Raw genomic sequence first — 13,654 nt, 5'->3', positions numbered from 1 at the left:
GGGCAACGTGATGGAGGGGACGCAGGTGACTGACAGGACCAGCGCCGCAGCCGGCGGTGCCGGCAGGGCAGGGTCGGACGGCCCCGCCCGGGCGGCCAACACGGCGCGGACCGCGGTCGTCTGGGACGCCCTCTCCGGCCTGCTGGAGAAGCTGGGGCGGGGCGGCCCCCTGGACGTCGTCGACGCGGGAGGCGGCACCGGCGGTGCCGCGGTTCCGCTCGCCGAGCTGGGTCACCGCGTGACCGTGGTCGAACCGAGCCCCGACTCTCTGGCCGCACTGGAGCGCCGCGCCGCCGAACGCGGCGTCCGGGTGCGCGGTGTGCAGGGGGAACTCGGCGACCTGTCCGGGCTGTTCGCTCCTGGCAGCACCGACCTGGTCCTGGTGCACAACGTCCTGGAGTACGTGGACGACCCGGCGGCCGCCCTGGGCGATGTCGTCGGCGTCGTCCGCCCCGGCGGCGCGGTGAGCGTGCTGGCCGCCAACGCCGTGGCCGGCGCCCTGCACCGGGCCCTGGGCGGACACCTCACCGATGCCCGCACCCTGCTCGGCGACGCCGGGGGGCGCTGGGGCGAGACCGACCCGATGCCGCGCCGCTTCACCCGGAGCGGACTTCTGGAACTGGTCGAGCGCTCGGGACTGACCGGCGCGTCGATCCGCGGGGTGCGGGTGTTCACCGACCTGGTCCCCGGCCAGGTCTGGGAGGGCGACGCCCAGGCGGGCCGCCATCTGGTGGAGCTGGAGCGGGCCGCCGCCGAACACCCCGAGCTGCTGGGCATCGCCTCTCAGCTGCACGTCCTCGCCCACCGCTCCTGAACCGGGAGCGGGACGCAACGCCCGCAGGACGCGTGCCGAGGCGGTGACCGGGAAGCTTCCTCTGCCCGGCCCGCGGAAGCGTCCGGCCCGGGGTGTGTCCGGTGGGCGCTCCCCCTGGGTCGTGTTTTTCGGATCGTCTCGGGTCGCACGGTCACCAGGCGCCCCCTCGGCGCGTCGGAGGAGTGTGCGGGGCCGGCCGGGCCGAGCCGCGCCCTCCGCCTCGGGCGGAGCCTCCCGGCCGGCCGTTCGCCGGAGGACGGGCTTCGCCGATGCGGTGAGAGCGTCCACACGACACGGCCTAGCCTGGGTGCATGAGCCGACGTCAGTTGGAGCGGGGGACCGCGCTGCGGGGGATGGTCTCGCCCGAGGGCATCGTGCCGCTGGGCGCGGACTTCCCGCCGGACGGGTCGGGGCCGGACGCCGACTGCGACATCCTGCACCTGGACATGGACGCGTTCTTCGCCAGTGTGGAGCAGCTGCGCCATCCCGAGACGCGGGGCCGCCCCGTCGTCATCGGCGGAACCGGGCCGCGCAGCGTCGTCGCCGCGGCGAACTACGCCGCCCGTGCCAAGGGCGTCCACTCCGCGATGCCCATGGCGCAGGCGCTGCGCCTGTGCCCGGACGCGGCGGTGTTCCCGCCCGACGGGCCGGCCTACCGCAGGGTCTCGGAATCGGTCATGGAGATCCTGCGGTCGGTGACGCCGCTGGTACAGCCGCTCTCCCTCGACGAGGCCTTCCTCGACGTGTCGGGGGCCCGCCGCCGCCTGGGCGGCCCGGTGCGGATCGCCGCGCGCATCCGCGAGCGGGTCCGACAGGAACAGGGGCTGACCTGTTCCGTGGGAGTGGCGGCCACCCGCTTCACCGCCAAGCTCGGCTCCACCCACTGCAAGCCCGACGGACTGCTCCTGGTACCCACCGCGAGCGTCCGCGCCTTCCTGGACCCCCTGCCGGTGGGAGCGCTGCCGGGGGTCGGTGACAAGACCGAGCGCGTCCTGGCCCGGATGGGGCTGCGCACGGTGGGCGCCCTGGCGCGCTACGACGCGGACCTGCTGCGCCTCGAACTCGGTGACAAGGCGGGCACACGCCTGTCGGAACTGGCCCGCGGGATCGACGAGAGTCCTGTCGAGCCCGAGAGTGCCGACAAGAGCATCGGTACGGAGGAGACCTTCGACGAGGACGTCAGCGACCCCGAGACGGTGCGCAGGGAGCTGCTGAGGCTCTCGGAGAAGGTGGGGCACCGCTTGCGCGCCTCGGGGCAGGCGGGGCGCACGGTGAGCGTCAAGCTCCGCCGCGGCGACTTCTCGACGGTCACGCGTTCGCGAACCCTGCCCGATGCCACGGACGTAGGACGTGAGATCAACGCCGTCGCCAGGGAGCTCTACGCCGCTTCCGGGCTGGTGGGGGTACCGCTGCGGCTGGTCGGGGTGCGCGTGGAGGGGGTCCTTCCCGCGGACAGGGTCCATCGCCAGATGGCCCTGGGGGAAGAGGACTCCGGATGGCGGGACGTTGAACGGGTAATGGACCGGGTGAGGGAACGATTCGGACCCGGGGCGATACAGTCGGCAGTACTGGCAAAGCGTGATGAACGCGACGTATGATGCCGCAACTTTCCGGGTTCGGGAAGCGTTCACAGCAGTAGGACCGGAGTCGGACGGCAGAGAGGCATGGAAGCCGGTGTTTCCGAGACAGGGCGGGGGTATCGTGGCCTCAGTGGGCCCGGTACGCACGCAGCTTTTCTTTCCACCATGCGCTAGTGCGACGTATTCTGGGCATATCACTGAACAAGAGACCGATCACCAGTACCCGTCACCCCAACCGGGGACTGCCGTAGGGAGGCGCCGTGCCGCTCTCTGAACACGAGCAGCGTATGCTCGACCAGATCGAGCGGGCGCTGTATGCCGAGGACCCGAAGTTCGCCGACACCGTTCGACAGACGAACCCCGTGGTCCATCACAAGCGCCGGATCGTCAAGGCCGGAATCGGATTCGTGCTCGGCGTCGTCCTGCTCCTGGCAGGGCTCCTGATCGGCAACGTGGTCGGTCAGGTCGTCGTCAGCGTCAGCGGATTCCTGGTCATGCTCGCCTGCTTCCTGTGGGGTGCCGCCTCGTGGCGCAGGGCCTCCGGGGGGCCCGAGGTGGTGATCGCCGAACCCCGTCCCAAACGCAGGGACGGCGGACGCCCGGGCATGATGAACCGTTTCGAGGAGCGGTGGCGCCGACGCCAGGAGGGCGAGGAGTAGCACCGTCTCCGACGGCGTCCGCACCGGGCGCTCGGCCATGACATCGCGGGGCCACGCACATCTGTGCGGGCCCCGCAGTCGTGTCGGGGGTGCTGCCCCGGAGACCGCCGCCCCAGAGGTGCCCGGCGGGTACCGCTCCCGGACGCGGTGCCCCCTGTCCGGCGCCGGCGGCTGCCCCGCACCCGCAGACGGCCCCGCGTGCCCGGGCGGCGGGGCCGGCACCTCTCAGGCCGGGCTCGGTACCGCGCCCGGGCGGCGGACGAGAAGGGACCGCGGCAGCAGCCGGGCCCGCAGCCTCACCCCGGCGGGGGATGCGGCCTCCAGGGCGGCCACCGCCGTGCACAGGTCCGCGCGCAGCCCTTCGCCCCCGGGAGCGGCGGGCGCGTAGCGCGCCTCCTCCTCCGCGGCGGCCAGCCGCCGCAGCGCCTCCCGGGCCTCCTCGGGCAGCGGTGCGCCCTTCGGGTCCCGGACCTGCACCAGCCGCTCGGCCACCGCCCGCGGGCTCTCCGCCGCGCTCCAGAGGATCCCCAGGTCCAGGCAGGTGTCGTGCAGTTCCCGCCAGGCGGTGTGCGCCCCCGTCCCCGCCGGCCCCGGCAGCGCCGCGGTCCGGGACCGGCGCAGTGCCGCGCGCACCAGCGCGGGTGCCGCCGCGAGCAGGAGCACCGCGGCCAGAGCGCCTGACACCGGCAGCCACCGCGGCATCCCCGCCCCTGTGCCGGGGCCTGTGTCCGCATCGGAGGCGGCCGCCGGATCCGTCGGTTCCTCCTCGGGCCGCTCGCTCTCCTGGGAGGGCGAGCTCGGCCGGTCCTCCTCCGGCGGACTCTCCCGCCCCGATTCCTCCGGGGACGGTTCACCGGGGGAGCCGCTCGCCTCCTCCCCGGGTTCGTCGGGCACCTCCGGGGCCCGGCCGTCGGCCGTGTACTCCGGTGCGGAGGCCGAACCCTGGCCGGAGGAGCCGGCCGGCGTCGGCTCGAAACGCACCCACCCCGCGCCCTCGAAGTACAGCTCCGGCCAGGCGTGCGCGTCCCCGGTCGTGACCTTCCAGCTCCCGTCGTTGAGGCGCTCGCCCGCCGTGTAGCCCACCGCGACCCGGGCGGGGATGCCGGCCTGGCGGGCCATCACCGCCATCGCCCCGGCGAACTGCTGGCAGTAGCCCACCTTGTCGACGGTCAGGAAATGCAGGAGCGGGTCGCTGCCCTGGGGCACGGCCGGAGGCGCCAGGCTGTAGGAGAACTCCCCGGAGGTGAAGAACTTCTGGAGGGCGAGGGCGCGCGCGTAGTCCGAGTCGGCGTTCGCGGTCACGGCGTCGGTGAGGGTCCGTACCTGCGGGTCCAGGCCGCCGGGCAGCGACAGGTGGTCGCCCCGCAGCGCCCGGGGCGCGCCGGACCCGGCCAGGTCCTCCGCGGAGACCCTGGGATCCAGCGCCTCCACCGTGAAGCTGAGACCCGTCGGAGGTGCCTCGGTGGTGAACACCATCAGACTCTGGGGATCCACGTACCACTCGCCCGAGATCTCCACCGAGCGCGCCCAGTAGGGCAGCGGAAGGAACTCCGTGCTCGGCGTGTCGGAGTCCAGCGAGATCCTCGTGGACACGGTCCGCCCCTCCGGTGCCGGTTCCTGTCCGGCGGGAGGCGGCAGCTCTCCCGCGACGCGGGTGTCGGCGGAGGCGTCGAGCGGCAGCATGGTCCAGTTCTCGCCGTCGAACTCGTTCAGCACGTGGCGCCGCAGGTAGCCGGGGTTCTCGGCCTCGGTGCGGTAGGTCAGCACCGTGCGGTCGTGGGAGGACATCAGCTCCCGGCGCATCGACACCAGCGGATGTGTGGTCGTGATGGCGTCCTCGCTCCGACCGGTGTAGGTGCCCTGGCCCATCGAGTGGAGCACGTCACTGCGCAGCGACGGCACGGCGAGCGGTACCGCCAGCGCCAGGAGCAGCGCCGCGCCCGACACCAGTCCGGCCCATCCGGCCCGGTAGGCGGCTCCGAGGAACCGCCCGCCCTCGCGGTCGGGCACACGCATACCCCACTCGCGGCCGCGCAGCCACATGTCGACCGCCAGCAGCTGGAGGAATCCCAGGACGCAGACCGCCACGGGCAGCCAGGACAGCCCGCCGTCCCCCACGAACAGCGGGATCGCGGCCAGCAGCAGCAGGGGGCCGCCGACCATGCCGGGGCAGCGCGCGGTCACGGCGAGGAAGTCCGAGGAGAGGAGGAAGAGGGTGAAGAGCAGCGCGATGAGCAGCTTCACCCCCGCGGTGGCCGGCACCGGGGGAAGGCCGCGGTCGATGGTCACCGCCCCCTGGAAGAGGAGCTCGGCCACGTGCTCCAGCACCGCGCCCGAGGGCAGGAGGCCCAGCGGGGCCACGTGGGAGGCGAACAGGGGGGCCATCAGGAGGGTGACCGCCAGTAGCTGCAGGAACGGCACCGGCAGCGAACTCCGGCCGACGAGCCGGTACAGCGCGGACACCGCGGCGGCCGCGCACATCAGGACCGCCGCGGGGAACCACCACCCGCCGCCGTGCACCAGGGCGGAGAGCAGCGGCAGCGCCGACAGCAGGCAGACCAGGGTGGACAGGGGCATCAGGGCTCTCAACGCGGACCCTTCCCGAAAGAGTGTGACAGGACGGCGCCGTGCCACAGCGGGGGCAGTTCGGTGGGCGAGGCCAGAGCGGCGACCTGCCACCCGCCGGAGGACAGGATGTCGGCGGCGCCCGCCAAGGCACCGGGGGCGGCCCAGGCGGCCTCGGAACACAGAAGCGCCAGGCGGCGGCCGCGGCCCGTGCGAGCCAGCTCGGTCGCCTCCTCCGCGCTCAGCGCCCCCAGGACGGCCACCGTCAGTGCGGGGCTTCCGGGGGCGGCGCGGAGCCCGGCGATCCCCGGCAGCAGGCTGGTACCGCCGGAGGGCGTGAGGAGGGCGAGGTCGTCCAGGACCGCGTCGGTGCCGGAGGCGTCCATCCGCGCGCGGTCGGTGTGCAGGTGCAGTTCGTGGCTGCTGCCGAGCAGGTGCACCGCGACGGAGGCGGCCACCGCCACCGCGGTCTCCAGGGAGTGGTCGGCCCCGCGGCCGCGGTGGGCCGAGGCGCGGGTGTCCAGCAGGACGGCACCGAGGTCGCGCCGGTCCTGCTCCTCCCGGCGCACCATCAGTTCGCCGTGCCTGGCCGTGGAGCGCCAGTGCACCCGGCGCATCTCGTCGCCGTGGCGGTACTCGCGGGGAATCGGGTCCTGCTCACCGATCCCGCCCACCGGCCGCCGGGGCGGTTCCTCGCCCCGGGGGCTGTCGGAGGTCCCCGCCCGGGTCAGCGGCAGGGCGACGGGGGTGACCAGCAGGGGAGCCGGTGCGCCCAGCAGGCGGCTGACCCGGACACAGCCCAGCGGGTCGCTCACCGAGACCCACAGGGGACCGATCGGGTAGACGCCGCGCACCGCCGGACGCACCAGGTAGCTGACGTCGCGCGTGGCGCCCGGTCTCAGGAAGCCGATGCCGTAGCGCGGCTCGTGGCCCAGCAGGGTGGGCAGGGTGTCCTGGACCGACACCGAGGACACCGGCCAGGTCGCCGACATGTTGCCGATCCGTACGCCGACCCGTGCGTCGTGCCCGGCCGGGACGCGCTCGGGGGAGAGGGAGCGGTGGTGCGTGATCCGGCCGATCGAGCCGGACAGGGACAGGGCCGACAGCGCGGGGAGCGCGACCAGCAGCACACCCAGGCCCACGAGCTCGCGCTGGCCCACGAGAGACCCGAAGGTGAGCGCGGCCGCTCCCAGGGCCAGCATGCAGATACCTCGTGCGGTGAGGGCTCGTCGCGGGTGCATGGACCCTTTCCTCGGGGAACTCGCGGGGCGGTCACCGGGGCCGCGGAGGCGGCGCCGGACAGGGGCGGGGAAGAGCCCTATCGGGGACCCGGCACGGGCAGGCGGGCGACCGCCCTGGCGACGATCTGCTCGGGGGACAGGTGTTCCATCCGGGCCTGGGGGTGGAGCAGCAGGCGGTGCGCCAGAACGGGGACCGCCAGTGCCTGGACGTCGTCGGGGACCACGTAGTGGCGCCCTTCCAGGGCGGCGTGGGCCCTGGCCGCCCGCACCAGGTGCAGTGTCGCCCGGGGAGAGGCGCCCAGACGCAGCTCGGGGGCGACCCGTGTCGCCCCCACCAGGTCGACGATGTAGCGGCGCACCCCGGGGGCGACGTGCACCTCGCGCACGCGGTCGGACAGGTCGCGCAGCTGGGCGGCGCCGGTGACGGGGGCCAGGTCCTCCAACGGGGAGCCGGCGCTGTGCGAGTCGATCATGTCGAGCTCGGCCTGGGGGGAGGGGTAGCCCACCGAGACGCGGGCCATGAAGCGGTCCCTCTGCGCCTCGGGGAGGGTGTAGGTGCCCTCCATGTCGGAGGGGTTCTGCGTGGCCACGACCATGAAGGGCCGCTCCAGCGCGAGGGTGCGCCCGTCGACGCTGACCTGGCGCTCGGCCATGCACTCCAGGAGCGCGGCCTGGGTCTTGGGGGAGGCGCGGTTGATCTCGTCCCCCACCACGATGTTGGCGAACACCGGGCCGGGGTTGAACTCGAACTCGCGCCGCTCCTGGTGGTAGACGCTGACACCGGTGATGTCGCTGGGCAGCAGGTCGGGCGTGAACTGGATGCGCTGCACCGAGCAGTCCACCGCCCGGGCCAGGGCCTTGGCCAGCATGGTCTTGCCGACCCCGGGCACGTCCTCGACCAGCAGGTGCCCCTCGGCGAGCAGGACGGTGAGAGCCACCCGCAGCACCTCGGGCTTGCCCTCGATGACCGACTCGATGGCGCCGCGGACGCGGTCGGCGACCGCGGCGACCTCGCCGACGTCCGCCCGGACGTCGTCCCCTCGGTCGCCGTGGTGTGTGTCGAGTGACACGAGACCCCCCGCTCCTGTGTTCCGGTGTTCGGATCCGAGGCTAGAGCCAATCAGACCGGCTGCAAACCGAAGTGCCGGAATCGATCGCGCGGAAGGAGATGATGCCAGAAAAGGGGGAAATGGCTGGAACTGTTCCGACCCTCCCTCGTGCGCACGCCGAGAAACGCCTGCGGAGCGGAGGCGGAAACCGCGTCCCCTCTGCCGCCTCCGGCCCGGACCCGCGCACACTTCCCCCTTCGGCACGCCGAGGCGTGCTTCGCTTCCCCCACTTCGACACACCTGTCATGACCTGCGTATTTGCCCGGTATTCGGGGCGCGCGTACGGATTGGAGCTGTTGACGGTGGGGAAGAGTGGAGTAAGGTGGAGCACCGTGGAGAGGGCGAATTCTCCACTTCGGGGACGAGGAGGTCGGGCTTTTGTTTCTCGGGACCCACACGCCTCGCCTCGACCAGAAGGGACGACTGTTCCTTCCCGCGAAGTACCGCGACGAGCTGGCGGGAGGCGTGGTGATCACCAAGGGCCAGGAACGCTGCCTTTACGTCTTCCCGGTGAAGGAGTTCGTCCGCCTCACCGAGGCCCTCGCCGACGCCCCGGTCACCGACCGCACCGTCCGCGACTACGGCCGCATCCTCTTCGCCGGCGCCTCCGACCAGGCCTGCGACAAGCAGGGCAGGGTCACCGTCCCGCCCAACCTGCGCTCCTACGCGGGGCTCACCCGCGACTGCGTGGTGATCGGGGCCAACACCCGCCTGGAGATCTGGGACTCCGTGGCGTGGTCCGACTACGAGACCGAGCAGGAGCAGGTGTTCGCGCAACTCTCGGAGGAGGTGCTGCCCGGGGTGCCGTGAGGCCGGCAGCCGCCGGCGCGATCGGCACGACAGTCCACACCCTTGACAGCCGGAGCCCGGCCACGGCCTCCGAACGCGACGCACACGAGCTGGCGCGACTTCCCCGGTGCCAGACGTGAGCCCGCCGGAAGGTGGACAATGGCGAACGTGTTCGGAGGCCCGCCGGAGAACGGCGGCCCGCACGGAGAACACCCGGGGGCGCACCATCGGGGCGCGCCCCGCGGCGATTCGGGGGAGAAGGCGAGAGCGTGGAGGGGCAGCAGAGCATGGGGGACACCAGAGGGAACGGGGACGGGGACACCGGCCGCAGCACACAGGACCGGATCGCGGCGGCTCGCGCCGGACTCGACCCTCTCCACGTGCCGGTCATGCTCGACCGCATCGTGGAGCTGCTCGCCCCCGCACTCGACCGTCCGGGAGCGGTGCTCGTCGACGGCACCCTGGGTCTGGGAGGCCACTCGGAGGCCCTGCTCAAGGCCTGCCCGGAGATGCGCCTGGTCGGCGTCGACCGCGACACCACGGCCCTCGAGCGCAGCGCCGCCCGCCTGGCCCCCTACGCCGACCGCGTCCACCTGGTCCACGCGGTCTACTCCGAGATCCCGCGCGCCCTCGACGAGGCCGGCGCGGACCTGGCCGACGCCGTCCTGCTGGACCTGGGCGTCTCCTCCCCGCAGCTGGACGAGACCGACCGCGGCTTCGCCTACGCCCACGACGCTCCCCTGGACATGCGGATGGACCGCACGCAGTCCCTCACCGCGGCCGAGGTCGTCAACACCTACCCTGTTGCCGAACTGACCCGCGTCCTGCGCTCCTACGGCGAGGAGCGCTTCGCCCCCCGGGTCGCCCGCGCCATCGAGCGCCGCCGTGCCCAAAGCCCCATCTCCTCCACACGCGAGCTGGCCGAGCTCGTCCGCGAGTCCATTCCCGCGGCCACCCGCCGCACCGGCGGCCACCCCGCCAAACGCACCTTCCAGGGACTGCGCATCGAGGTCAACGCCGAGCTGTCCATCCTCGAGAGCGCCCTTCCCGCGGCGATCTCGCGCCTGGCCGTGGGCGGGCGCGCGGCCGTGCTGTCCTACCACTCGCTGGAGGACCGCGCGACCAAGAAGGCCTTCGCGGCCCTGACCGCCGACACCACCCCCGCCGACCTGCCCGTACCGCTCCCGGACCGGCAGCCGGAACTGCGCCTCCTCACCCGGGGAGCCGAGGTCCCCACGGACGAAGAGAACGAACGCAACCCGCGCGCCCGGTCGGCCCGCCTCCGTGCGGCCGAACGCGTACGGCCCGCGCGGCAGTAGGGAGACCACATGAGCCCGACCACGAAGGACAGGCGGGGAGCACCCGCCCGCAGCGGCACCGCGACGAGGGCGGCCCGGCCGCCCGCCCCCGGGAAGCGGGCGGCCGAACGTCCCGCGTCGCGTGCGCGCACCCAGGGCAGGGCTCCCAGGATTCCGTTCGTCCTCCTCGTCCTGAGCCTGCTGGGCGGGGCGCTGGTCGGCCTCCTCCTCCTGCGCAGCGTCATCGCGGAGGAGGCGTTCACCATCACCAGCCTCCAGTCGCAGAACCGCGAGCTGTCCTACGAGGAGCAGCGCCTGCGCAGCAGCGTCTCCCACCTGGAGAGCTCGGAGCGCATCGCCCAGGAGGCCGAGGCGATGGGTATGGAGCAGGGGGAGGCGCCGCTCTTCCTCGACCCGGACAGGGGCAGGGTCTCCGGAGACGCAGGGAGCGATGGTTGAGCACTCCCCGCGACAGACGACCCAGGGACCCCCGCAGGCCGGGAGCCACCGGGCGCTCGGGATCCCGACCGGCCAGGAGGCCGCAGCGGGCCTCGAACCGGCCCGAGGGCGCCCCGGCGGCCCGCGGCGGGGCCGGCCGCGCGCCGCGTGAGGCCCGCGGGGGCGCCGCCCGCGAGACCCGCAGGACCCCCCGCCGCCGTCCCGCGTCCCCGCCGCCGCCCCCGCCCCTGCTGCGCCGGACCTTCCGGCGGGGTGACCCGGCCAAGCGCATCCGCATCGGGGGCGCACTGGTGCTGGCCGTCCTGCTGCTCTTCGCCGGCAGGCTCGTCCAGATCCAGGGCGTCGAGGCCGAGGGCTACGCCGCGGCCGCTTCCGACCTGCGCCTGCGCAGCATCGACATCCCCACCCTGCGCGGGGCGATCACCGACGCCGAGGGCAACCCGTTCGCCATGTCGGTGGAGGTGCGGACGGTCTTCGTCGACCCCGAGGAGATCCAGGAGGACCAGCGGCAGGAGGTCGTCGACGAACTCTCCGCCCGCTTCGGCCTGGACGCGGAGGAGGTCGCCGAGAAGGTCGACGCCGAACCCAGCCGCTACCAGGTGGTCGCCCACGACGTCCCGCCCGAGGACTGGCAGTCCCTGCGCGAGCTCGGTCTGCGCGGTGTGGGCGCACAGGTCGACTACAAGCGCGTCTACCCCGAGGAGACCGGTGCCGCCGACCTGGTCGGCTTCGTCGGCTCCGAGGGCTACGGCCTGGAGGGGCTGGAGGGCTACCTGGACGAGACCCTCGCGGGGGAGGCCGGCGCGCACCAGGTCGAGGTCGGCCTGGACGGCACCCAGATCCCCATGGCGGGCGGCCTGGCCAAGGAACCCGTACCCGGCCAGGACGTGCGCCTGACCCTGGACCAGGACATCCAGTGGTACATGTCCCAGGTCCTGGCCGAGCGGGTGGAGGAGCTCGACGCCGAGGGCGGCAGCGCCATCGCCATGCGCCCCGACACCGGCGAGATCCTCGGCATGGCCGACTTCCCCAGCTACTCGCCCAACGACATCGACGCCAGCAGTGCCGAGCAGCGGTCCAACGGCGCGGTCGCCGAGACCTTCGAGCCGGGCAGCACCAACAAGGTCATCACGATCGGGGCGGCCCTGGAGGAGGGGCTGACCACCCCCGAGACGGTCTACACCGTGCCCTACTCGATCGAGTACTACGACCAGGTCTTCCGCAATTCCAGCAACGACGGCACCCAGCGCCTGACCGTCAACGGCATCATGGCGCAGTCCAGCAACGTCGGGACGATCAAGATCGCCGACCAGGTGGGTGCCGGTGTCCTGCACGGCTACATGGCCGACTTCGGACTGGGCGGCCCCACGGGCCTGGACCTCCCCGGGGAGGCGACGGGCGTCCTCACCGACCCCGACGACTGGTGGGGCACCCAGCTGCCCTCGGTGTCCATCGGTCACAGCGTCTCGGTGAACGCCGTGCAGATGGCGTCGGTCTACGCCACCGTCGCCAACGGAGGCGTGCGGGTGGAGCCCAACGTGATCGCGGGCACGGTGGACGCCGACGGTGCCTTCACCCGCGCCGATCCCCCCGAGCGCAGGCGCGTGCTCAGCGAGGGGACCGCCGCCGACCTCGCCCTCATGCTGGAGGCGGTCACCAGCGACGAGGGCACCGCGCCGCAGGCCCGCATCGACGGCTACCGCGTCGCGGGCAAGACGGGCACCGCCAACCGGATCAACCCCGAGACCGGTACCTACGAGGACGGCGGATACACCGCGACCTTCGCCGGGTTCGCTCCTGCCGACGACCCGCAGGTCGTCGTCCAGGTCGTCCTGCACAACCCCCAGGAGATCTACTACGGCGGTGAGGCGGCCGGCCCCGTCTTCAACGACATCATGTCGTTCGTGCTCAAGACCCTGAAGGTCCCCCCGACGGAGACCGACCCGCCCGCCATCCGCCTCCAGGAGAGCGGGAGCACACCCTAGCTGGATGTACTGCTCCGAGACGCCGGTGACGCGGGGGCGGGAGCGGGCCGCGGCGGTCGGTACCGACGACCGCGACCCCTCCCGCCCCTGCGTCACCGGGAGCGGGCGCCCGGGCCCGCGCGGTCAGTGCACCCGGAACTCCCTGTCCAGGTGGGCGCGTACCGAGCGCACGTGCTCGGGGCCGGTCCGGCAGCAGCCGCCCACGAGCACCGCGCCGGCACGCACCCACGACACCGCGGCCCTTCCGAACCCCTCGGGGTCGGAGGTGCCGCCCCAGCGCCGCCCCACGGGGTCCCAGACCTCACCGGAGTTGGGGTAGGCGACCGCCGGGACCCCGGCCGCCGCGATCTCGCCCAGCAGCTCGGGGACGAGGCGGGGCGGGACGCAGTTGACCCCGACCGCCACCAGACGCCCGGAGACGTGCAGCGGCGCCAGCTCGGCCGCGAGCGCGCGCAGCGCCGTGCCGTCGGCGATCCTCCGGCCGTCGCGGCACGAGAAGCTGATCCAGGCCCGCGCGCCGGGCGTCTCCTCCAGCAGGCGCGCCAGCGCCCGCGCCTCGGCCGCGGAGGGCACCGTCTCGCAGGCGATGAGGTCGGCCCCGCTGTCCGCGAGGACCTCCCAGCGCTCCCGGTGCCAGGCGTACAGCTCTTCCTCGTCCGTTCCGTAGTCACCGGTGTACTCCGAACCGTCGGCCAGGAAGGCGCCGTAGGGGCCGACGCCGGCCGCCACCAGCCCCGACCCGAAGGCGTCGCGCTCGGCCGCGGCCAGCTCCACCGACAGGGCAAGCAGCCTCGTGGCCCCGGCACGCGTCCGGCCCCGCGCGACCAGCGCCGGAATGCTCGCCTGGTATCCCGCGGCGATCACCACGTCGGCCCCCGCCCGCAGGTGGTCGCGGTGCACCCGCCGGATCTCCTGCGGCGCCTCGGCCAGCAGCCGCGCCGACCACAGTCCACCCGACAGGTCGTGCCCGTACGCCTCCAGGCCCGTCGCCAGGCCCGCGTCCAGCACCAGCGGGCGTCCGCCCGCGAGCGCCCTGTCCCACCGGTCCACGGTTCTCCCCTTCCTGCTGCTCCTGCTGCTCCGGCCGCTTCCCCGATCCGCCGGGGGCGTCCCCGGCGGCGGACCGGTGCGGGCACCGCGTGGAAATTACCGGCC

11 protein-coding genes are annotated in these 13,654 nt (G+C 73.6%); 7 read left to right on the top strand and 4 right to left on the bottom strand.

Annotation, left to right across the window (positions count from 1 at the left end; all coding sequences use genetic code 11):
• Nucleotides 1–25 precede the first annotated feature (25 nt).
• From FHS13_RS16935 to FHS13_RS16925, 3 genes are all read left to right on the top strand, one after another.
• Entirely contained in the window at nt 26–814 is a 789-nt protein-coding gene (locus FHS13_RS16935) for a methyltransferase domain-containing protein (protein WP_184292902.1), read from the top strand.
• Nucleotides 815–1,125: 311 nt separating this feature from the next.
• Entirely contained in the window at nt 1,126–2,412 is a 1,287-nt protein-coding gene (gene dinB / locus FHS13_RS16930) for a DNA polymerase IV (RefSeq protein WP_184292901.1), read from the top strand.
• Nucleotides 2,413–2,654: 242 nt separating this feature from the next.
• The gene (locus FHS13_RS16925) at nt 2,655–3,053 is read left to right on the top strand and encodes a DUF3040 domain-containing protein (RefSeq protein ID WP_184292900.1); all 399 of its coding nucleotides are present in this window, start codon (nt 2,655–2,657) and stop codon (nt 3,051–3,053) included.
• Between the two features lie 225 nt (nt 3,054–3,278).
• On the opposite strand, the gene FHS13_RS16920 is transcribed toward FHS13_RS16925, so the two are convergent.
• From FHS13_RS16920 to FHS13_RS16910, 3 genes are all read right to left on the bottom strand, one after another.
• Entirely contained in the window at nt 3,279–5,630 is a 2,352-nt protein-coding gene (locus FHS13_RS16920) for a transglutaminase TgpA family protein (protein WP_184292899.1), read from the bottom strand.
• A gap of 8 nt (nt 5,631–5,638) precedes the next feature.
• Nucleotides 5,639–6,859 carry a DUF58 domain-containing protein gene (locus FHS13_RS16915; protein WP_184292898.1) on the bottom strand — a complete coding sequence of 407 codons (1,221 nt, stop codon included), beginning with the start codon at nt 6,857–6,859 and terminating at the stop codon, nt 5,639–5,641.
• A gap of 77 nt (nt 6,860–6,936) precedes the next feature.
• Nucleotides 6,937–7,929, bottom strand: a complete 993-nt coding sequence (locus tag FHS13_RS16910) for an AAA family ATPase (RefSeq protein ID WP_184292897.1) — start codon at nt 7,927–7,929, stop codon at nt 6,937–6,939.
• A 417-nt stretch (nt 7,930–8,346) separates the two neighbouring features.
• Between FHS13_RS16910 and mraZ the strand changes: the two genes are divergently transcribed.
• The 4 genes from mraZ (at nt 8,347) to FHS13_RS16890 (ending at nt 12,499) form a co-directional block, all read left to right on the top strand.
• Entirely contained in the window at nt 8,347–8,778 is a 432-nt protein-coding gene (gene mraZ / locus FHS13_RS16905; RefSeq protein WP_184292896.1) for a division/cell wall cluster transcriptional repressor MraZ, read from the top strand.
• 266 nt (nt 8,779–9,044) lie between these two features.
• On the top strand, nt 9,045–10,076 hold the full coding sequence (gene rsmH, locus FHS13_RS16900; RefSeq protein ID WP_184292895.1) for a 16S rRNA (cytosine(1402)-N(4))-methyltransferase RsmH: 1,032 nt from the start codon (nt 9,045–9,047) through the stop codon (nt 10,074–10,076).
• A 9-nt stretch (nt 10,077–10,085) separates the two neighbouring features.
• Nucleotides 10,086–10,514 carry a cell division protein FtsL gene (gene ftsL / locus FHS13_RS16895; RefSeq protein ID WP_184292894.1) on the top strand — a complete coding sequence of 143 codons (429 nt, stop codon included), beginning with the start codon at nt 10,086–10,088 and terminating at the stop codon, nt 10,512–10,514.
• On the top strand, nt 10,511–12,499 hold the full coding sequence (locus tag FHS13_RS16890; RefSeq protein ID WP_184292893.1) for a peptidoglycan D,D-transpeptidase FtsI family protein: 1,989 nt from the start codon (nt 10,511–10,513) through the stop codon (nt 12,497–12,499). Before ftsL ends, FHS13_RS16890 begins: the two co-directional genes overlap by 4 nt.
• A gap of 123 nt (nt 12,500–12,622) precedes the next feature.
• Here the strand turns inward: FHS13_RS16890 and mmuM are convergent, their stop codons facing one another.
• A complete protein-coding gene (gene mmuM / locus FHS13_RS16885) occupies nt 12,623–13,549 on the bottom strand; it encodes a homocysteine S-methyltransferase (protein ID WP_184292892.1) in 927 nt (308 codons plus the stop codon).
• Nucleotides 13,550–13,654: the final 105 nt, after the last annotated feature.

This window comes from Nocardiopsis algeriensis (genome assembly GCF_014203695.1).
In the GTDB taxonomy this organism is placed as follows: domain Bacteria; phylum Actinomycetota; class Actinomycetes; order Streptosporangiales; family Streptosporangiaceae; genus Nocardiopsis; species Nocardiopsis algeriensis.
This window is presented reverse-complemented; position numbering and strand designations above follow the sequence as displayed.

Bases quoted from the DNA above. Each gene is read 5' to 3' on its own strand.
- rsmH (WP_184292895.1), top strand. From the start codon at position 9,045: ATGGGGGACACCAGAGGGAACGGGGACGGGGACACCGGCCGCAGCACA.
- dinB (WP_184292901.1), top strand. From the start codon at position 1,126: ATGAGCCGACGTCAGTTGGAGCGGGGGACCGCGCTGCGGGGGATGGTC.
- FHS13_RS16915 (WP_184292898.1), bottom strand. From the start codon at position 6,859: ATGCACCCGCGACGAGCCCTCACCGCACGAGGTATCTGCATGCTGGCC.
- ftsL (WP_184292894.1), top strand. From the start codon at position 10,086: ATGAGCCCGACCACGAAGGACAGGCGGGGAGCACCCGCCCGCAGCGGC.
- FHS13_RS16920 (WP_184292899.1), bottom strand. From the start codon at position 5,630: ATGCCCCTGTCCACCCTGGTCTGCCTGCTGTCGGCGCTGCCGCTGCTC.